Here is an 18,076-nt window from a genome sequence, read left to right on the forward strand (position 1 = left end):
CCCCCAGACCATGGCACCGCGACGCCTCCGGCAGGGGGACCCGCGCCGGTGGTGGCTGTGGTTGGGCTGGGGTGGGGAGTCGGCAGGAGGGGAGTGAATTGAGGGGGTGACAGAGCGATTGGGCTTCCGGACCACGGCATCGCTCCGCTCCCGGCAGGGGACCCGCGCCGGTGGTGGTTGCGGTTCGGCCGGGCGCGGGGGAGTCGCAGGTCGTGGGGGTTCGTCCGCGAGGCGCAACGGGGTTCGGGTGGGGGGTCGGCCTAGGCTGGGTCGCGGGTCCGGCCGGGCGGTCGGGGCAGTGGTGAAGGGAGTCCGAGGGATGGTGGTGGAGCGGACGGCCACGGTGCGGTGCGTGCCGGCGGTGCCGTGCTGGGCGGGGCTGACGGTCCGTGACATGGACGCCGCGCAGGGGTTCTACGGGCCGCTGCTGGGTTGGGAGTTCGTCCCGGGGCCGGACCGCTGGGGCCCGTACGTGCGGGCCACCGTCGACGGCGTCGAGGTCGCCGGGCTCAGCCAGTTGGACGCCGCCTGGGAACGCCCGGTCGCCTGGACCACCTACTTCGGGATCGAGAGCGCCGACCGCGCCGCCGACGGCGTCCGCGAACGCGGCGGCACGCTCGCGGTCGGCCCGCTGGCGTTCGACGCGGGCCGGGTGGCGCTGGCCGCCGACCCGTTCGGGGCGACCTTCGGCATCTGGGAGGGCGAGCCCGGCGAGGACACCTGGATGACCGCCCCCGGTGCGCCCGCCTGGATCGAGCTGCGCACCGCCGACCCGTTCGCCGCCGCGCTGTTCTACGGCGAGGTGTTCCGCTGGGACGGTCGCGACCCGTCGGAGTTCGAGGTCCGCTACGAGGACGAACGCGTCGTGCTGCGCTCCGGGGGCCACAGCGTGGCCGCCCTCCGGCTCGCCCACGACCTCGCCCCGCACTGGGAGGTCTTCTTCGCGGTCGCCGACGCCGACGCCGCCGCCCACCGCGTCACCGCCCTCGGCGGCCGCGTCCTCGACGGCCCCGCCGACTCCCCGTACGGTCGCGTCGCCCGCCTCGCCGACCCCGAGGGCGGGCGGTTCTCGATCCTGACCGCGCCTCGCTGACGGCGGGGGAGCGGGCGCCGGTCCGGACGAACCCGCAGCGGAGGACCGGGCCGGGTACGTCGGCGCACCGCCCTTGCGGGGGACGCCCTCCATCCGGACGCCCGAGCGCCTTCAGCGGTCGGTGACGCGGGTGGCGGGCGCGGTGGCGTGGGCGAACAGGCGGTGCATGGCTTCGGGGAGGTCGTCGGGGCGGTCGACGGGGTGGTGGAAGTCGAAGCGGGCGTCGAGCACGGCGGCGGGGTCGGCGCCGAGCAGGCGCAGGCGCAGCCCGCGGCGGTCGAGGGCGATCGGGCGGGCGTCGCGGAGCCGCCCGGCGGGGAACGGCGGGCCGTCGGGGCGGTCCAGGGCCCGGGTGCCGAGCAGCAGGAGCTGGTCGGTGTGGGCGGTGGCCAGGTGCTGGAGCAGCCGGGTCTCCTCGGCGGCGACCGGGTCGGCGTCGGCGGCGGCCAGCTCGGCCGGGTCGAGGCAGCACTCGGCGCCCCAGAGGTCGTCCAGCGCCAGGTGGTCGATGTCCAGGCGGAGCAGCACGCCCTCGCCGGTGGGCGGGGTCTCGCCGAGGGCGCGGGTGAGCAGGCCCTGTGCCTGGAGCCGGCCGCGGATGCGGTGCAGCACGGCGACGGGGGCGACGTCCACGCAGTCGAGTTCGGCGGTGAGGGGGGTGCGGGCCAGGGCGGCGATCCGGTGCAGGGCGGACTCGCGGCCGACCAGGACGGCCACCGAGCCGTCCGGCCGCAGCGTGCAGCGGACCTGCGGGGGCAGGCCGGGGCGGGCGGTGAGGTCGGCGCCGCGGATGTCCAGGACGGCGGAGGAGCCGAACTCCAGCAGGGTGCGGGCCCGTTCGGCGGCGGTGGGGGAGGGCGAGCGGCGGGCGGGCTGGGGCAGCACGGAGAGCCTCCTGATTGACTTAGGTGAGGCTAACCTAAGTCAATCGGAGGTCGAGCGTCCAGCGGGCGCGCGGCGGCTCAGCCGTCGATCGCGGCGGCCGGCGCGCCCAGCATGCGCAGCACCAGCTGCCCGTAGCGGCGGCCCAGTTCCTCCGGGGACTCGCTGCTGCGCTCGGTGTACCAGCGCGAGACGTCGATGCCCAGCGAGGTGACGGCGCGGGCCGCGGTCCGCTGGTCGGGCACCTGGAAGACGTTTTCCGCCACCCCGCGCGCGATGATCCGCAGCACCGTCTCCTCGATCCGGATGCGCAGTTCGGCAACGGCCGCGAAGTCCTCCTCGGGCAGTGCGTGCAGCTCGTGGTTGACGATCCGTCCGACCGTGTGGCCGCGGGCGTGCCAGGTGGTGAACGACTCGGCCAGGGTGCGCATCTGCGCGACCGGGTCGGCGGCGGAGGCCTCGGCCTGCTCCACCAGGTCCAGCGTCGCCCGGTGGCCGGTGCGGGAGATCTCGGCGAGCAGGGCGGCCTTGGAGGGGTAGTGGATGTACAGCGCGGCGGGGCTCATGCCGGCGGCGGTGGCGATGTCCCGGGTGGTGGTGGCGTGGTAGCCGCGGCGGGCGAAGGAGTCCACGGCGGCCAGCAGCAGCCGCCGCGCTGCCTCGGTGCGCTCCCCGGGCCACAGTGCGGCGGTCGCTGGGTCGTTCATGGGGGCAATCCTCGCAGACGGTTCGGGCCGGTCCGGGCGGGTGGGCTGTTGACAGTGTCGCCCGCCGCCAAGATGCTAAGCAAGCGCTTAGTCATCCCCCTCGACGCGGGGTGGCGGCGGCGCGAGGCAAGCGGAACCATCCCTGGCAGCACATCCGAGAGGTACGGCGATGACAGTGTCGTTCAAGGGCAAGGTGGCGGTGGTCACCGGAGCGAGCCGCGGCATCGGCCTCGGCATCGCGCGCGAACTGGTGCAGCGCGGCGCCAAGGTCTGCATCACCGCCCGCACGCAGCAGACCCTGGACGAGGCGGTGCGCGAACTCGGCGGCCCCGACCACGCGTTGGCGGTGGCCGGCAAGTCCGACGACGCCGCGCACCAGGAGGAGACCGTCACCCGGGTGATGGAGACCTTCGGCCGGTTCGACCTGCTGGTCAACAACACCGGCATCAACCCGATCTACGGCCCGATCCTGGACACCGACCCGGTCGCCGCCGCGAAGATCCTCGCCGTCAACGTGCTCGCCCCGCTGGCCTGGACCCGCCGCGCGCACGCCGCCTGGATGGCCGAGCACGGCGGCGCGGTGGTCAACGTCGCCTCCATCGCGGGCATCCGCGCCTCCAACGGCATCGGCATGTACGGCGTCTCCAAGGCCGCGCTGATGCGGCTCACCATGGAACTCGCCTCCGAACTCGGCCCCGACATCCGGGTCAACGCGGTCGCCCCCGGCGTGGTCAAGACCCGTTTCGCCGAAGCCCTGTTCGAGGGCCGCGAGGAGAAGGTCGCCCGCGCCTACCCGCTCGGCCGCCTCGGCCTGCCCGAGGACGTGTCGGGTGCGGTCGCCTTCCTGCTCTCCGAGGACGCCGGCTGGATCACCGGCCAGACCCTGGTGGTGGACGGCGGCGTCACCCTCGGCGGCGGGCTGTGACGGACGGCCGACCCGCCTTCGACGCGGCCGGCATCGGCGCGGTCGTCACCGGCGCCGGCCACGGCATCGGCGCGGCGCTCGCCCGGGCGCTGACCGAGGCCGGCGCCCGGGTCGTGGTCAACGACCTCGACCCGGACGCCGCGCACGCCGTCGCCGCCGAACTCGGCGCGCACGCCGTCCCCGGCGACGCCGCGAGCGCCGAGGGCGTCGCCGCGTTGATCGGCGCCGCCCGCGCCCACCTCGGCGCCGTCGACCTGTACTGCGCCAACGCGGGCGTCGCCACCACCGGCGGCCCCGACGCCGCGCCGGCCGCCTGGGAACAGGCCTGGCAGGTCAACGTGCTCGGCCACGTCCGGGCGAGCGAACTGCTGCTCCCCGACTGGCTGGAGCGCGGCAGCGGCCGGTTCCTGGCCACCGTCTCCGCCGCCGGGCTGCTCACCATGCTCGGCTCCGCTCCGTACGCCGTCACCAAGCACGCTGCGCTGGCCTACGCCGAGTGGCTGTCCGCGACGTACCGGCACCGCGGCGTCCAGGTGCACGCGCTGTGCCCGCAGGGCGTGCGGACCAGGATGCTGGACGACACCGGCGAGCACGGGCAGGTGCTGCTCGCGCCCACCGCGATCGAGCCCGCCGAGGTGGCCGAGGCCGCCCTGCGCGGCATGGCGGCGGGCGAGTTCCTGATCCTGCCGCACCCCGAGGTCGCCGACTACTACGCGGCCCGCGCCACCGCCCCCGACCGCTGGCTGCACGGCATGAACCGGCTCCAGCGGCAGATCGAGGCCCGACAGGAGACCCGATGAGAGCCTGGCAGATCGCCGAACTCGGCGCCCCGCTGGACGTGATGAAGCTCGTGGAGGATGCCGACCGCCCCGTCCCGGGCGAGGGGCAGCTGCTGGTCCGAGTCCGGGCCGCGGCCGTCAACTTCCCGGACGCGCTGATGGCGGCGGGCCGCTACCAGGTGCGCCCGCCGCTGCCGTACACGCCGGGCGTGGAGCTCTGCGGCGAGGTGGTCGAGGGCCCGCGCGCCGGTGAACGCCTGATCGGCACCGCCGCGTTGCCCGCCGGGGCGTTCGCCGAGTACGCGCTGACGGACGCCGCCGGCGCACAGCCCGCCCCCGACAGCCTGGACGACGCCGAGGCGGCCGCCCTGCTGATCGCCTACCAGACTGCCTGGTTCGCGCTGCACCGCCGGGCCCGCCTGGCGTCCGGCGAGACGCTGCTGGTGCACGCCGCGGCCGGCGGCGTCGGCAGCGCGGCCGTGCAACTCGGCAAGGCCGCCGGGGCGTTCGTGATCGCCGTGGTCGGCGGCGCAGAAAAGGCCGACGTGGCGCGGAAGTTGGGAGCCGACCTGGTGGTCGACCGGAAGTCCGAGGACTTCGCGGCCGCGGTCAGGGCCGCCACCGGGGGCCGCGGCGCCGACGTGGTCTTCGACCCGGTCGGCGGCAGCGCCTACACCGGCTCCACCAAGTGCATCGCCTTCGAGGGCCGGATCGTGGTGGTCGGCTTCGCCTCCGGTGAGATCCCCGCCCCGCAGCTGGGCCACGCCCTGGTGAAGAACTACTCGGTGCTGGGCCTGCATTGGGGCCTGTACGTGGCCAAGGACCCGGGGGCCGTCCGGGACTGCCACGACGCGCTGACCGCCCTGGCCGCCGCCGGGGTGGTCCGCCCGCTGATCTCCGACCGCGTTCCGCTGTCCGGCGCCGCCGACGCCGTCCACCGGGTCGCCACCGGCGCCAGCACCGGCCGGATCGTCGTCGTGCCGTGACTGCCGGGAAGGGGCGGCCCGAGCGGGCCGCCCCTTCCTACGTGCTCAGCGGTACTTCTTCAGCTCCCGCCGCGCCAGCGAGCGCCGGTGGACCTCGTCCGGCCCGTCGGCCAGGCGCAAGGTGCGGTTGCCGGCCCAGAGTTGGGCGAGGACGGTGTCCTGGCTGACGCCGGCCGCGCCGTGCGCCTGGACGGCCTTGTCGAGGATCCACTCGACGGTGGACGGGACGGCGATCTTGATGGCCTGGATCTCGGTGTGGGCGCCCCGGTTGCCGACGGTGTCCATCAGCCAGGCGGTCTTCAGCACCAGCAGCCGGGCCTGCTCGATCCGCACCCGGGCCTCGGCGATCCAGTCCTGCACCACGCCCTGGTCGGCCAGCGGACGACCGAACGCCACCCGCGAGTCGACCCGGCGGCAGGTCAGTTCCAGGGCCCGTTCGGCGATGCCGATGGCCCGCATGCAGTGGTGGATCCGACCCGGGCCGAGCCGGGCCTGGGCGATGGCGAAGCCGGAGCCCTCCTCGCCGAGCAGGTTGGCCGCCGGGACCCGGACGTCCTCGAAGAGGATCTCGGCGTGCCCGCCGTGGTCGGCGTCCTCGTAGCCGAACACCCGCATGCCGCGCAGGACGTGGACGCCCGGGGTGTCACGCGGCACCAGGACCATCGACTGCTGGCGGTGCACCTCGGCGTCCGGGTCGGTCTTGCCCATCACGATGAGGAGCCGGCAGTTCGGGTTCATCGCCCCGGTGATGTACCACTTGCGGCCGTTGACGACGTACTCGTCGCCGTCCCGCTCGATCCGGGTGGTGATGTTGGTGGCGTCCGAGGAGGCGACGTCCGGCTCGGTCATCGCGAACGCCGAGCGGATATCCCCGTCCAGCAGCGGCCGCAGCCACCGCTCGCGCTGCTCGGCGGAGCCGAACTGGGCGAGCAGTTCCATGTTGCCGGTGTCGGGGGCCGCGCAGTTGACCGCGGCCGGGGCCAACAGGACGGAGCGGCCGGTGAGTTCGGCCAGCGGCGCGTACTGGACGTTGGTCAGGCCGGCGCCGTGCTCACCGGGCAGGCCGTGCTTGTCCACGAAGAACAGATTCCACAGGCCGCGGGCCTTCGCTGCTGCCCGGAGCTCGCCGACCACCGGCGGGATCGCCCACGGCTCGCGCTTCGGGTCCGCCAGCTGCGCGGCCAGCACCTCCTCGGCCGGGTAGACGAACTCGTCCATGAACGCGCCGAGTTCACCCAGCAGGTGGACCGTCCTGGCGTCGTATCCGAAGTCCATTGCTCAGCCCTCCACCGACGTGCGTCCGAACTCCACGAAGAGCGGCACCAGTTCGCCGACCCGGTCGAACCCGGCGCCGACCGTGCCGCCCTGGGTCCAGCGGAAGTGGATGCCCTCCAGCACCACCGCCAGCTTGAACGAGGCGAAGCCCACGTACCAGCCCAGGCCGGAGACGTCCCGGCCGGACGACTCGGCGTAGCGGCGCACCAGTTCGTCGGTTTCGGGGAAGCCGGGGGCGAGCGCGGCGCCGGGCAGCACGCCGTCGAAGCGGCGGGCCAGTTCGGTGTACATCACCAGCAGGCCCAGGTCGGTGAGCGGGTCGCCGACGGTGGACATCTCCCAGTCCAGCACCGCGGTGATCCGGTCGTCCGGGCCGACCAGCACGTTGTCCAGGCGGTAGTCGCCGTGCACCAGCGCGGGGGCGGGGGAGTCGGGCAGGGTGTCCGCCAGCCGCCGGTGCAGCTCGTCGACGCCCGGCACCTCGCGGCTCCGGGATGCGTCCAACTGCTTGCCCCAGCGCCGCAGTTGGCGCTCCAGGAAGCCTTCGGGGCGACCGAACCCGGCCAGGCCGAGCGCGACCGGGTCCAGCGCGTGCAGGGCGACCAGGGTGTCCACCAGCCGCTCGCCGAGGCCGTGCACCCGCTGCTCGCCGAGCGCGGCCAGCGTCCCGGCGTCCCGGTGGGCGACGCCTTCGACGTACTCCATCAGGTAGAACGGCGCGCCGATCACCGCCTCGTCCTCGACCAGCAGCACCGGGTCCGGCACCGGCACCGCGGTCGGGGCCAGCGCAGCCAGCACCCGGTACTCGCGGGCCATGTCGTGCGCCGTGGCCAGCACGTGCCCGAGCGGCGGCCGGCGCAGCACCCAGCGGGAGGCGCCGTCCTCGACCAGGTAGGTCAGGTTCGACCGGCCGCCCTCGAACCGGCGGGCCGTCAGCGGACCGGCGGTGGGGGAGGGCAGCGCGACGTCCAGGTGGGCGCGCAGCCTCTCCAGGTCGAGTCCGGGCGGAGCGGCGGTGGTCATCGGGGGCACCTCGCAGGGGAACGTGGGCTGACTAAGCGCTTGCTTAGGATTGCCCCGGGGGCCCGAGTTGTCAACGAGCGCCGCCCGCCAGGCAGGGGAAGCCGGGCGGGCGGCGGAGGCGGAGGAGGGTCAGTGGGCGACGGCGGCGGACACCCGGTCGCCGAGCGAACGGTCCACGTTGCGCCAGTACTGGAGAGCGCGTTCCAGCACCGGCGCGGAGACGCCGTCCTGCAGGTGCCCGGCGATGTTGGCTACCAGGCGGTCGCGCGCCGCGTCGTCCAGCACCTCGCGCACCAGCGTCCCGGCCTGCCCCCAGTCGTCGTCCTCCCGGTGCAGCGGGTACGCCTCGCGGACCATCTTCCCGGCCACGTCCCACCCCAGTGGCGCGCCCCACAGCTCCGGGTCGGCGGCCGGCCCGCCGTACGAGTTGGGCGCGTACGGGCGGGCGGTGCGGGCGGCGTCGAACCGCATCGGGCCGTCCTTGCTGTACGAGTGCACCGGCACGTGCGAGCGGTTCGGCGGCAGCTGCGCGTAGTTCGGGCCGATCCGGTGCCGGTGGGTGTCCGGGTAGGAGAAGATCCGGCCCAGCAGCATCTTGTCCGGGGAGACGCCGACGCCCGGCACCAGGTTGGACGGCTCGAACGCGGCCTGCTCGATGTGGACGAAGTGGTCCTCCGGGTTGCGGTTCAGGGTGAACCGGCCGACCTCGATCAGCGGATAGTCGCCGTGCGGCCACACCTTGGTCAGGTCGAACGGGTTGAACCGGTAGTCCCACGCCTCGTCGAACGGCATCACCTGGACGTGCAGCGTCCACGACGGGAAGTCGCCTCCCTCGATCGCCTCGAACAGGTCCCGTCGGTGGACGTCGCCGTCCGCGCCGGCCAGCCGGTCCGCCTCCGCCTGGGTCAGGAAGTCGTTGCCCTGGTCGGTCCTGAAGTGGTATTTCACCCAGAACCGCTCGCCGGCCGCGTTCACCCAGCTGTAGGTGTGCGAGGAGAAGCCGTCCATGTGCCGCCAGTTCTTCGGGATGCCCCGGTCGCCCATCAGCCAGGTCACCTGGTGCGCGGACTCCGGGGAGAGCGTCCAGAAGTCCCACTGCATGTCGTGGTCGCGCAGGCCGTTGTCCGGGCGGCGCTTCTGCGAGCGGATGAAGTCCTGGAACTTGCTCGGGTCGCGGACGAAGAAGACCGGCGTGTTGTTGCCGACCAGGTCGTAGTTGCCCTGCTCGGTGTAGAACTTCAGCGCGAAGCCGCGCGGGTCGCGCCAGGTGTCCGGCGAGCCCAGCTCGCCCGCCACCGTGGAGAACCGGGCCAGCATGTCGCAGCGTTTGCCCGGCTGGAACAGGTCCGCCCTGGTGAACCGGCTGATGTCCTGGGTCACCTCGAAGGTGCCGTACGCGCCGCTGCCCTTCGCGTGCACCACCCGCTCCGGCACCCGCTCCCGGTTGAACTGGGCCATCTTCTCGATCAGGTAGTGGTCGTGCAGCAGGATCGGGCCGACCGGGCCCGCCGTCAGCGAATGCTCGTCGCTCTCGACCGGGACACCCGCGTTGTTCGTGGTGAACGGGACGTGCTGGGACATCGGGAGAACTCCTCCTCGGGCACCCGCCGGGCGCCGTAGCCGCGCGGCGGCGAGGGTCGTCCACCGCGACTTCCTACCACTCGAACACCGGCCCGGGCCGCCCACAACCGCAGCCCGCCGGCCGTCACTCCGTTCGCGCCCAGAGGTGACGCGACGTCAGAAACCGGGCACGGAGTACCCGTTCAGGAACCACAGTGCCGCCGACCACCACAGCAGCCCGATCGCGCAGAACAGCGCCCCGCCGGCCGCCGGCAGCGCCCAGCCCGGCAGCCGCCCGTGCTGCACCAGCAGCACCTTCGCCGCGAACGCCCCGTAAAGGATGCAACCCGACACCGAGTGCACCGCCACCCGCGCGTCGGTGAACCGCACCCCGTATGCCAGCAGGCAGTGCTGGGCGATCGGCAGAGACAGCGCGAACGCCGCCGCCCCGCCCACCCGGTGCCAGATCCGCACCCGGGGCGCCCGGTGACCGCCCCGGTACATCCACAGCGCCAGCAGCACCTGCACCAGCGCCAGGCCGAACAGCGCCGACCCGAGCTGCGACTTCAGCCGCAGCGCGTCCACCCCGGCCGCGCCGAACAGGCTGCGGCCCGGCTGGGGTGTGTGCACCCGCCCGAACCAGAACAGCCCCGCGACGACCGCCACCGGCGCCAGCACCGCGAGCACGGTCGGCCAGGACACCTCCGCGCGCCGCACCTCAGCCGTCCTGCGCGCCGTCGTCGGTGCTGGTGCTGGTGCTGGTGCTGGTGCTGGTGCTGGTGCCGGTGTCCGCGCCGATGTCCGTGCCGGTGTTGGTGTTGGTGCTGGTGCCCGTGCCCGTGCCGATGTCCGTGCCGGTGTTGGTGCTGGTGTCCGTGCCGGTGTCCCCGGTATTGGTGCCCGTGCCCGTGCCGGTGTCCGCGTCGGTGCTCGGATCGCCCGCACTTTCCGCACTCGTTCCCGGGCCCGAGCCTGCGCTCGTACCCGAACCCGTACCCGAGCCCGTATCCGTACCCGGGCCCGTATCCGTACCCGTACCCGAGCCCGTACCCGAGCCCGAGCCCGTGCCCGAGCCCGTATCCGTACCCGGGTCGGCCGGATTCCCGCCGGAGCCCGCGCCCGCGCCCGCGCCCGGGTCCGTCCCGGTGTCGCGGGGCGGCTGCACCACGGCGGGCGCGGTCGGGGCCGGCGGCACGTACGGGACCACGGGAGTGGAGGGCACCGCCGGGACGGTGGACGTGGCCGGCGCGGACGGGGACCCGGTCGCACCCGTGGCCGCCGGGTCCGTCGCGCCGGCGCTCGCGCCCGCCGAGGCCGCACCCGACGCCGCACCCGACGCCGCACCCGACGGCGCGCCCCCGGTCCCGCGCAGCGTCGAGATGTCCACGCCCACCGGGTCGCCCAGCGAGGTCACCGCGTAGAAGGTGCCGTGCGGGTCCGCCACCGTGTGCCCGGTGGCCTGGCCCGGCCCGTGGTCGCCCGTGTACCGGTACAGCGGGTGGCCCTTGTACAGCACCTGCGCCGTCCCGTCGGCGAGCGCCGCCGCGCCCAGCAGCCCGTCGTCCACGCCCGGCCCGGCCAGCGGGAAGCCCGGCGTGGTCACCGGCGGCCAGGACTTCGCGCACTCGTCCAGGCAACTGCCGTGCACCGACTTGTCCGCGCCGTACAGGTACAGGGCGCGGCCCTGCGCGTCCACCAGGATCGGGCCGAGACTGCCCACGCTCGCCAGCCCCACCGTGACGCCCACCGAGGTGGCGAACGCCGGCCCTCCCGACGGGCTCGCGGCGGCCGGCGCGGCGGCCGGCGCGGACCCGGTGGCCGGAGGGGCGCTCGGGGCGGGATCCGCGCCGCAACCGGCGGCCGCGAACACGGACAGGGACAGTACTGTGGCGGCGACACGGCAGGTACGGGGCATCACGACTCCTGGGGCCGGAGCGGCGGGGGCTGGTCACCATCCATCCCCGCCGCCCGCCGCCCGGCCACCCCAGAGCGGGCCCCGTCCGCACCAGGGGGTACCCCGTTGCCCTGGACGGCCCACCGTCCGCACCCGCCGCCCGTCGACGCCGCCGCCCGGCAGCCGCTCTGCGCGCCCCACCCGGACGGGCGGACACTGGAGAGGTACGACCACGCCCGAGGGGGCGCCCATGACCACCCAGCACAGCACCGCACCGGCGATCCGGGTCCGGAAGCTCGGCAAGCGATTCAAGGACCTCGTCGCCCTCGACGACGTCGACTTCGAGGTACCGCCCGGCAGCGTCTTCGGACTGCTCGGGCCGAACGGGGCGGGCAAGACCACCGCCATCCGCATCCTCACCACCATCATCCAGCCCACCAGCGGCCGGGCCGAAGTGCTCGGCACCGACGTGGTCGCCCACCCGGGCGCGGTGCGCCGGATGATCGGACTGGCCGGCCAGTACGCCGCCGTCGACCCGAACCTGACAGCCCGTGAGAACCTCCGCCTGATCGGCCGGCTCACCCAACTGCCCCGCGGCCGAAGATCCCCGCGCGCCGCCGACCTGCTGGCCCGGTTCGATCTGACCCGGGCCGCCGACCGGCCCGTCCGCACCTTCTCCGGCGGCATGCGCCGCCGGCTCGACGTCGCCGCCGCCCTGGTTCCCGAACCACCCGTGCTGTTCCTCGACGAACCCACCACCGGACTCGACCCGCAGAGCCGCACCGCGCTGTGGGAACTCATCCGGGAACTCGTCGCCGACGGCACCACCGTGCTGCTCACCACCCAGTACCTGGAGGAGGCCGACCGGCTCGCCCACCGGGTCGCCGTCCTCGCCGAGGGCCGGGTGGTCGCCGACGACACCCCGCACGCCCTCAAGGCCCGCCTCGGCACCACCGTGCTGGAACTCGGCATGGGCGAGGACCCGCGCGCCGTCCGAGCCGCCGCCCTGATCGCCGACAAGCTCCGACACGCCTCCGAACGCGACGGCGCCCTGCTGCGCCTGCCCAGCCCGGACGGGTCACTGCTGCTGATGGACGTCCTGCACGCGCTGGAGTCCGAACAGCTCACCCCGCGCACCATCGCCGTCCGCGAATCCAGCCTGGACGACGTCTACCTCGCCCTCACCGGCCACCGCACCTCCGGAGGCCCGAAATGACCGCCGTCACCGCCACCGACCTCGCCCCCGCGCCCGGCCTGTCCGGACGCCTGCTGGCCCCCGTCCGGGACGGCCTGGCCGTCTGCGGGCGCAACCTGATCGCGCTGCGCCGGGTGCCCCGGCTGCTGATCTTCTCCACGGTGCAGCCGGTCGTGTTCGTGCTGCTGTTCCGCTACGTGTTCGGCGGGGTGGTCGGCGCGGCCCTGCACGGGGTGAGCTACGTCGACTACCTGATGCCGGGCGTGTTCGTGCAGGTGGTCGTGTTCGGCGCGGTCAACACCGCGATCGGCCTGGCCACCGACCTGCAGACCGGCCTGATGGAGCGGTTCCGGTCGCTGCCGATGGCCCGCTCCGCGGTGCTCTCCGGGCGGACGGCCGCCGACCTGGTCCGGAACGTGTTCGTGGTGGCGCTGATCAGCGGCGTCGGCTTCCTGGTCGGCTTCCGGGTGCACAGCGACGTCTGGGGGTTCCTGGCCGGGGCGCTGCTGGTGGTGGCGTTCGGCTTCGCGATGTCCTGGGTGTTCGCCGTGGTCGGACTGGCCGTCGGCGACCCGGAGACCGCGACCGCCGCGGCCTTCCCGGTGCTGGCCCCGCTGGTCTTCGCGTCGTCCGCGTTCGTCCCGACCTCGACCATGCCCGGCTGGCTCCAGGTGTTCGCCAACCACCAGCCGGTGACCATCACCGCCAACGCGGTCCGCGCCCTGATGCTGGGCACGCCGGTCGGCTCGCAGGTCTGGCAGGCCCTCGCCTGGGACGTCGGCATCGTCGCGGCGTTCGCGCCGCTCGGCGTCTGGCTGTACCGCAGGGCGGTCTGAGCGACCGAACGATCGGACTGACGTCAGGTCGCCTGCTCGGGCGGCGCCCACACGGTGCGGTCGCCGCCGCGCCAGGCGACCAGCTCGGGGTCGTCCAGGTCCGGTTCGTCCACGCCCGCGCGGCGGACGAACTCCGCCACGTCCTCCGCCGAGGTGGCCCGCCCCACCGTCCGTCCGTAGATCTCCACCCGCCGGTACGGCCGCGCCCCGCGGGTCGGCGGGCGGACCACCACCGGCGGGTGGAATATGTCTCCGGTCTCGCTCATACCCCCAGTGTCGCGCGCCCCGAGCGGACCGGCATCGGTGCAGGTCACGGGGCAGCGGCGGAGCGTGTGCGGCCCGTCGCGGACCGTGCGGCGGCGAGCGGGCTCAGCCGGCGAACAGACGGCGCAGCACGTCCAGACCGCCCGGCACCAGCGGGTGGTAGCGGCCGGCCAGCAGCTCGGCGGGCGGGACGAAACCGCACCAGTCGACCTCGGCCGGGTCCGGGTCCGGCGGGCGGTCCGTCAGCAGTCGGCGCACCACCAGGAAGCCGCTCGCCAACCGGACGGTCGGGTGCAGGCATTGGCGTGCCGCGCCCGCCAGGACGTCGTAGTGGCCGGGGTGGACGGGGGTCGATCCGGTGCGCCGGTACAGCAGCACCCGGCCGGCCGGGTCGACGTGCACCGTGGCGGTGAGGCGGCGCCGGACGGCGCCGGGGCCGGACCGGGCGGTGGTGGGGGCATCCATCGGTGCGGGAGTGGAGGGCACAGGCATCCCGTCTGTCGCTGGGCCGGGGCCGCAGCCGGCACCGGGCCGGAGGCGAGAGCCTCGCCTGACGCATCATCACCACCCGGATGCGGCACGATTGTTGCACATCGTGGTCGAACAGTGACGTATCGTGTGCGCCAATCGCGTCCCCGTGTGCGCCATCCGCGTCCCGTCACCGAATCGAGGGCCCGTGCACCCCGCCACCGCCCCCGGCGGCCTCCCGCTGCTGGGCCACCTCCCGGCCATGCTCGCCCGCCCGCTCGCCTTCCTCGACACCCTGCCCGCGCACGGCGACCTGGTCCGGGTCCGGGTCGGCCCGCGCGAGCTGTACATGGTCGGCGCACCGGAGTTGATCCGGCGGGTGCTCACCGACCGGGCCGACTTCGACCGCACCGGCCCGCTCTACGCGAAGATCCGCACCTTCCTCGGCAACGGCCTCGCCTCCTGCCCGCACGCCGACCACCAGCGGCTCCGCAGGATCGTCCAACCCGCTTTCCGGCACGCCCTGTTGCCGCGCTACGCCGAGGCGATGACGGCCGAAACGGCCGCGCTCACCGCCCGTTGGCAGGCCGGGCGGACGGTCGACGTCACCCGTGAGGCCTTCACCCTCACCACTGCCGTCGCCGTCCGCACCCTGTTCTCGGCCGGTCTGACCGCCGAGGCCGCCGAACGGCTGCGCCACGCGCTGGACGTGCTGCTGCGCGGCCTGTACCTGCGGGTCGTGCTGCCCGCCGCCGACCTGCTGCCCACCCCCGCCCGCCGCGAGTACCGCCGGGCGCTGCGGGCCTGGCACGCCGGAGTGGCCGCCATCGTCGCCGACTACCGGGCCCGCGGCGTCGACCACGGGGACGTACTGTCGCTGCTGCTGGCCGCCCGCGACGAGGCCGGACGCCCGCTGGCGGAGCGCGAACTCGCCGACCAGGTCGCCACCTTGGTGCTGGCCGGGGCCGAGACCACCTCCTCCGCGCTGGCCTGGTCGCTCCGCCTGGTCGCCGAACACCCGGAAGTGGAGCGGAAGTTGCACGCCGAGCTGGACGCCGGCCCGGCCGGCGGACCCGCCCGCTGGCAGCACCTCGCCCAACTCCCCTACACCGCCCAGGTGGTGAGCGAGGCCTTGCGGCTCTACCCGCCCGCCTGGGCGGTCAGCCGCACCACCACCCGCCCGCTCGAACTCGGCGGCGCCCGGCTGCCCGCCGGTGCGTTGGTGGTCTGCTGCCTGTACCTGCTCCAGCGCCGCCCCGAGCTGTTCCCCGACCCCACCCGCTTCGACCCCGACCGCTTCGCGCCCGGCGCCGTCCACCGGGACGCCTACCTGCCGTTCGGCCTCGGCGCCACCCGCTGCCCGGGCGACCGCTTCGGCACCGTCGAGGCCACCCTGGCCCTGGCCACCATCGCCGGCCGCTGGCGGCTCCGCCCCGCCGTCGAGGGGCCGGTGCGGCCGCAGCCCGGGCTGGTGCTCTCGCCGGGCCCGCAGCCGATGACGCCGACCGATCGGATCACCGGGCCAGCAGGTTGACGCCGCCCCGGAACAGCGGCGGTGCCACGGCCGCCAGTCGGACGATCCTGGGCCCGACCAGGGGGTGGTGGCGGGCGGTCAGGAGCGCCGTGGTGAGCAGCCGGTAGGGCCGGGTGGCGCGCCGCCAGGCGCGTTCGTACCCGGCGGGCCGGTCGGCGGTCAGGCAGCGGACGGCCGCCTCGGCGGAGGCCAGGGCGATCGCGATCCCCTCGCCGGTGAGGGCGTCCAGGTAGCCGGCGGCATCCCCGACCAGCAGCACCCGACCGTGCACCCGCGCACCGGCGTGCTGCCGCAGCGGACCGGCGCCGCGGACCGGCCCGGCCGCCGCGCCGCCGATCCGCGCCAACAGGGCCGGGAACTGGTCGAGTTGCCGATCGAACGGCAGGCGCTGCGAGCCGAGCACCGCCACCCCGACCGTCCCCTCGGACACCGGCGTGACGTACGCCTCCGCGTGTCGCGACCAGTACACCTCCACCAGGTCGCTCCACGGCCGCACCGCGAAGTGCCGCCGCTGCCCGTACCGGGCCGGCCGGCGGGCGTCGGTCGGCCGGTGCAGTCCGAGCGCGCGGCGCACGGGGGAGTGCAGGCCGTCGGCGGCGACCAGGTGCCGGGCCGTCAAATCGCCTACCGTCACCGCCCGTTCGGTGATGGTCAGACCCTCCGCGCGGCCGGTGGTGCGCCGGACGCCCGACTGCTCGGCGCTGGCCGCGAGCGCCGCGTGCAGGACGGTGCGGCGCACGCCCAGGCCGTGGCCGGTGCGGAAGCGGGCCTCGGCGGCGCGTGAGCCGTCGGCCTCCAGATAGCGGATGCCGTGGAACGGCCGCCCCTCGACCGCGACGCCGAGCCGGGCCAACGCCCGTACCGCGCCCGGCATCAGGCCCTCGCCGCAGGCCTTGTCGACCGGCGTCGGGCGCGGCTCCAGCACGGTGGTGGACAGCCCCGCGCGGGCGGCGTGGATCGCGGTGGCCAACCCGGCCGGGCCGCCGCCGATCACCAGCAGGTCGATCACGCGGCGGCCCGGCACAGCGTCAGCGCCGCCTCCTCGCAGCGCAGCCGAGTGGCCAGCAGCAGGGAGTTGAGCACGGTGAAGCCGAGCGCCGTGACCCACGCCGTGTGCACCAGCGGCAGCGCGAAGCCCTCCACCACCACCGCCAGGTAGTTGGGGTGCCGAAGCCACCGGTACGGACCGCCGGCGACCAGCGGCAGGCCCGGCACCACGATCACCCGGGTGTTCCAGTGCGGCCCCAGCGCCCCGATGCACCACCAGCGCAGCCCCTGCGCGGCGAGCGCCAGCACCAGCATCGGCCACCCCGGGCCCGGCAGGAACGGCCGCTCCGCCCACCGGACTTCCAGCAGGCAGCCCACCAGCAGCCCCGTGTGCAGGGCCACCATCGGCGGATAGTGCCCCTGCCCGTACTCCACCCCGCCCCGGGCCAGGCTCCAGGCGGCGTTCCGGCGGGCGACCAGCAGCTCCGCCAGCCGCTCCACGGCGACCAGCGCGATCAGCACGGTGTAGGCGACCACGTCGATCACCAGCGCAGCAGGACGAGTTCGGAGGCGAAGCCCGGACCGAGGGCGAGCATCAGCCCGAACGAGCCGGGCGGCGGCGGGCCTTGGTCGATCACGTCGCGCAGAATGTGCAGCACCGACGCCGAGGACAGGTTGCCGCAGCGCGCCAGCGACTCCCGGCTCGGCGCCAACGCGCCTTCCGACAGCCCGAGTTCCTCACCCAGCACCTCCAACACCCGCGGCCCGCCCGGATGGCACACCCAACTGCCCACATCGCCCGGCTTCAGATCGTGCGCCGCCAGGAACGACGCCACCTCCTCGCCCACGTGCAGCCGTACCAGCTCCGGCAGTTCGGGCCCCAGCAGAATGCCGAACCCGGAGTCGCCCACCTGCCAGCCGAGCAGCCGTTCCGTCCCCGGATACAGCCGACTCCGGGTCGCCACCACCGTCGGCCCGGCCGCCGCCGTCGCCGCCGGATGCCCGTCGCCGACCGCGAGCAGCGCGCCCGCGCCGTCCCCGAACAGCGCGGTGGCCAGCAGGTTCGCCGCCGAGGTGTCCGTCCGCTGCAGGGTCAGCGAACACAGCTCGGTGGCCAGTAGCAGAGCCGCGCCGTTGCCGTGACGCCCTGTCAACAAGTCGTCCACGACCGCCAGTCCGCCGGCGCCGCCCGCGCACCCCAGGCCGAACAGCGGCACCCGGCGCACGTCCTCGCGCAGGCCGAGCCGGGACGCGATCCGCGCCTCCAGCGAGGGCACCGCGATGCCGGTGACGGTGGTGGAGACCACCGCATCGACCTGCTCGGCGGCCATCCCGGCCGCGGCCAGCACCGACTCGGCGGCCCGGAGGGCGAGTTCGGACGCGGCCTCCAGCCAGGCGTCGTTCGCCTGCCCGAACCCGTCGAACCCGCCGTAGCGCTCCAACGGGAACGCCAGTCGCCGGGACTCCACTCCCGCGCTCGCGAAGAACCGCTCCGACAGGGCCCGTTCGTCCCCCGACCCGCCGCGCAGCAAGGCCAGCCCGGCCGCCAACTCGCCCTGCCGGTACTGATGGGGCGGAAGGACCCCGCACACTGCCGCGATCCGCGTCACCGACCCAGGATAGGGACCGAACCCACCCGAACCGGGCAATCCTCCCGTGCCCGGCGCG

19 protein-coding genes are annotated in these 18,076 nt (G+C 74.7%); 7 read left to right on the top strand and 12 right to left on the bottom strand.

The window, feature by feature from the left end; all coding sequences use genetic code 11:
* Positions 1-319 precede the first annotated feature (319 nt).
* Positions 320-1,093: a VOC family protein gene (locus ACI1MP_RS28665; RefSeq protein WP_404869787.1), complete on the top strand. Its 774-nt coding sequence runs from the start codon at positions 320-322 to the stop codon at positions 1,091-1,093.
* Between the two features lie 111 nt (positions 1,094-1,204).
* Here ACI1MP_RS28665 and ACI1MP_RS28670 read toward each other — a convergent pair whose 3' ends face one another.
* Both ACI1MP_RS28670 and ACI1MP_RS28675 read right to left on the bottom strand, forming a co-directional pair.
* Entirely contained in the window at positions 1,205-1,978 is a 774-nt protein-coding gene (locus ACI1MP_RS28670) for a DUF2470 domain-containing protein (RefSeq protein WP_404869788.1), read from the bottom strand.
* 77 nt (positions 1,979-2,055) lie between these two features.
* A complete protein-coding gene (locus tag ACI1MP_RS28675) occupies positions 2,056-2,682 on the bottom strand; it encodes a TetR/AcrR family transcriptional regulator (RefSeq protein ID WP_404869789.1) in 627 nt (208 codons plus the stop codon).
* 169 nt (positions 2,683-2,851) lie between these two features.
* On the opposite strand from ACI1MP_RS28675, the gene ACI1MP_RS28680 reads away from it, so the two are divergent.
* Genes ACI1MP_RS28680 through ACI1MP_RS28690 form a run of 3 tightly spaced genes read left to right on the top strand, consistent with a single transcriptional unit; the run spans position 2,852 to position 5,372 of the window.
* Entirely contained in the window at positions 2,852-3,607 is a 756-nt protein-coding gene (locus ACI1MP_RS28680) for an SDR family oxidoreductase (RefSeq protein ID WP_100586818.1), read from the top strand.
* Complete coding sequence (locus tag ACI1MP_RS28685; protein WP_404869790.1) at positions 3,604-4,407, top strand: SDR family oxidoreductase; 804 nt, start codon at positions 3,604-3,606, stop codon at positions 4,405-4,407. Before ACI1MP_RS28680 ends, ACI1MP_RS28685 begins: the two co-directional genes overlap by 4 nt.
* Positions 4,404-5,372: an NADPH:quinone oxidoreductase family protein gene (locus tag ACI1MP_RS28690; protein WP_404869791.1), complete on the top strand. Its 969-nt coding sequence runs from the start codon at positions 4,404-4,406 to the stop codon at positions 5,370-5,372. Before ACI1MP_RS28685 ends, ACI1MP_RS28690 begins: the two co-directional genes overlap by 4 nt.
* A gap of 45 nt (positions 5,373-5,417) precedes the next feature.
* Here the strand turns inward: ACI1MP_RS28690 and ACI1MP_RS28695 are convergent, their stop codons facing one another.
* The 5 genes from ACI1MP_RS28695 to ACI1MP_RS28715 form a co-directional block, all read right to left on the bottom strand.
* Positions 5,418-6,647 carry an acyl-CoA dehydrogenase family protein gene (locus tag ACI1MP_RS28695; RefSeq protein ID WP_404869792.1) on the bottom strand — a complete coding sequence of 410 codons (1,230 nt, stop codon included), beginning with the start codon at positions 6,645-6,647 and terminating at the stop codon, positions 5,418-5,420.
* A gap of 3 nt (positions 6,648-6,650) precedes the next feature.
* Positions 6,651-7,670: a phosphotransferase family protein gene (locus tag ACI1MP_RS28700; RefSeq protein WP_380336734.1), complete on the bottom strand. Its 1,020-nt coding sequence runs from the start codon at positions 7,668-7,670 to the stop codon at positions 6,651-6,653.
* 129 nt (positions 7,671-7,799) lie between these two features.
* On the bottom strand, positions 7,800-9,251 hold the full coding sequence (locus tag ACI1MP_RS28705; RefSeq protein WP_404869793.1) for a catalase: 1,452 nt from the start codon (positions 9,249-9,251) through the stop codon (positions 7,800-7,802).
* Positions 9,252-9,407: 156 nt separating this feature from the next.
* Entirely contained in the window at positions 9,408-9,932 is a 525-nt protein-coding gene (locus tag ACI1MP_RS28710; protein ID WP_380336733.1) for a DUF6529 family protein, read from the bottom strand.
* A gap of 16 nt (positions 9,933-9,948) precedes the next feature.
* Positions 9,949-11,145 carry a hypothetical protein gene (locus ACI1MP_RS28715; protein ID WP_404869794.1) on the bottom strand — a complete coding sequence of 399 codons (1,197 nt, stop codon included), beginning with the start codon at positions 11,143-11,145 and terminating at the stop codon, positions 9,949-9,951.
* A 229-nt stretch (positions 11,146-11,374) separates the two neighbouring features.
* On the opposite strand from ACI1MP_RS28715, the gene ACI1MP_RS28720 reads away from it, so the two are divergent.
* A complete protein-coding gene (locus ACI1MP_RS28720; protein ID WP_404869795.1) occupies positions 11,375-12,340 on the top strand; it encodes an ATP-binding cassette domain-containing protein in 966 nt (321 codons plus the stop codon).
* The gene (locus ACI1MP_RS28725; RefSeq protein WP_100586810.1) at positions 12,337-13,155 is read left to right on the top strand and encodes an ABC transporter permease; all 819 of its coding nucleotides are present in this window, start codon (positions 12,337-12,339) and stop codon (positions 13,153-13,155) included. Before ACI1MP_RS28720 ends, ACI1MP_RS28725 begins: the two co-directional genes overlap by 4 nt.
* 23 nt (positions 13,156-13,178) lie before the next feature.
* Here the strand turns inward: ACI1MP_RS28725 and ACI1MP_RS28730 are convergent, their stop codons facing one another.
* Together ACI1MP_RS28730 and ACI1MP_RS28735 are read right to left on the bottom strand one after the other, a co-directional pair.
* Positions 13,179-13,421 (bottom strand): hypothetical protein, encoded by a 243-nt coding sequence (locus ACI1MP_RS28730; RefSeq protein ID WP_100586809.1) that lies wholly within the window; start codon positions 13,419-13,421, stop codon positions 13,179-13,181.
* Positions 13,422-13,524: 103 nt separating this feature from the next.
* On the bottom strand, positions 13,525-13,884 hold the full coding sequence (locus ACI1MP_RS28735) for a hypothetical protein (protein WP_404869796.1): 360 nt from the start codon (positions 13,882-13,884) through the stop codon (positions 13,525-13,527).
* A 211-nt stretch (positions 13,885-14,095) separates the two neighbouring features.
* On the opposite strand from ACI1MP_RS28735, the gene ACI1MP_RS28740 reads away from it, so the two are divergent.
* Positions 14,096-15,421 carry a cytochrome P450 gene (locus tag ACI1MP_RS28740; RefSeq protein WP_404869797.1) on the top strand — a complete coding sequence of 442 codons (1,326 nt, stop codon included), beginning with the start codon at positions 14,096-14,098 and terminating at the stop codon, positions 15,419-15,421.
* Here ACI1MP_RS28740 and ACI1MP_RS28745 read toward each other — a convergent pair.
* From ACI1MP_RS28745 to ACI1MP_RS28755, 3 genes are read right to left on the bottom strand one after another with little or no spacing between them, the layout of a single operon-like run.
* A complete protein-coding gene (locus ACI1MP_RS28745) occupies positions 15,402-16,430 on the bottom strand; it encodes an NAD(P)/FAD-dependent oxidoreductase (protein WP_380336953.1) in 1,029 nt (342 codons plus the stop codon). The genes ACI1MP_RS28740 and ACI1MP_RS28745 overlap by 20 nt on opposite strands.
* A complete protein-coding gene (locus ACI1MP_RS28750) occupies positions 16,427-16,945 on the bottom strand; it encodes an isoprenylcysteine carboxyl methyltransferase family protein (protein WP_404870844.1) in 519 nt (172 codons plus the stop codon). Before ACI1MP_RS28750 ends, ACI1MP_RS28745 begins: the two co-directional genes overlap by 4 nt.
* A gap of 5 nt (positions 16,946-16,950) precedes the next feature.
* Positions 16,951-18,018, bottom strand: a complete 1,068-nt coding sequence (locus ACI1MP_RS28755; protein WP_404869798.1) for a type III polyketide synthase — start codon at positions 18,016-18,018, stop codon at positions 16,951-16,953.
* Positions 18,019-18,076: the final 58 nt, after the last annotated feature.

The sequence above is a fragment of the Kitasatospora griseola genome (assembly GCF_044999035.1).
In the GTDB taxonomy this organism is placed as follows: domain Bacteria; phylum Actinomycetota; class Actinomycetes; order Streptomycetales; family Streptomycetaceae; genus Kitasatospora; species Kitasatospora griseola.

Coding starts and splice junctions, on each gene's coding strand:
- ACI1MP_RS28665 (WP_404869787.1), top strand. CDS start 320: ATGGTGGTGGAGCGGACGGCCACGGTGCGGTGCGTGCCGGCGGTGCCG.
- ACI1MP_RS28675 (WP_404869789.1), bottom strand. CDS start 2,682: ATGAACGACCCAGCGACCGCCGCACTGTGGCCCGGGGAGCGCACCGAG.
- ACI1MP_RS28680 (WP_100586818.1), top strand. CDS start 2,852: ATGACAGTGTCGTTCAAGGGCAAGGTGGCGGTGGTCACCGGAGCGAGC.
- ACI1MP_RS28690 (WP_404869791.1), top strand. CDS start 4,404: ATGAGAGCCTGGCAGATCGCCGAACTCGGCGCCCCGCTGGACGTGATG.
- ACI1MP_RS28695 (WP_404869792.1), bottom strand. CDS start 6,647: ATGGACTTCGGATACGACGCCAGGACGGTCCACCTGCTGGGTGAACTC.
- ACI1MP_RS28700 (WP_380336734.1), bottom strand. CDS start 7,670: ATGACCACCGCCGCTCCGCCCGGACTCGACCTGGAGAGGCTGCGCGCC.
- ACI1MP_RS28705 (WP_404869793.1), bottom strand. CDS start 9,251: ATGTCCCAGCACGTCCCGTTCACCACGAACAACGCGGGTGTCCCGGTC.
- ACI1MP_RS28715 (WP_404869794.1), bottom strand. CDS start 11,145: ATGCCCCGTACCTGCCGTGTCGCCGCCACAGTACTGTCCCTGTCCGTG.
- ACI1MP_RS28720 (WP_404869795.1), top strand. CDS start 11,375: ATGACCACCCAGCACAGCACCGCACCGGCGATCCGGGTCCGGAAGCTC.
- ACI1MP_RS28725 (WP_100586810.1), top strand. CDS start 12,337: ATGACCGCCGTCACCGCCACCGACCTCGCCCCCGCGCCCGGCCTGTCC.
- ACI1MP_RS28730 (WP_100586809.1), bottom strand. CDS start 13,421: ATGAGCGAGACCGGAGACATATTCCACCCGCCGGTGGTGGTCCGCCCG.
- ACI1MP_RS28735 (WP_404869796.1), bottom strand. CDS start 13,884: ATGGATGCCCCCACCACCGCCCGGTCCGGCCCCGGCGCCGTCCGGCGC.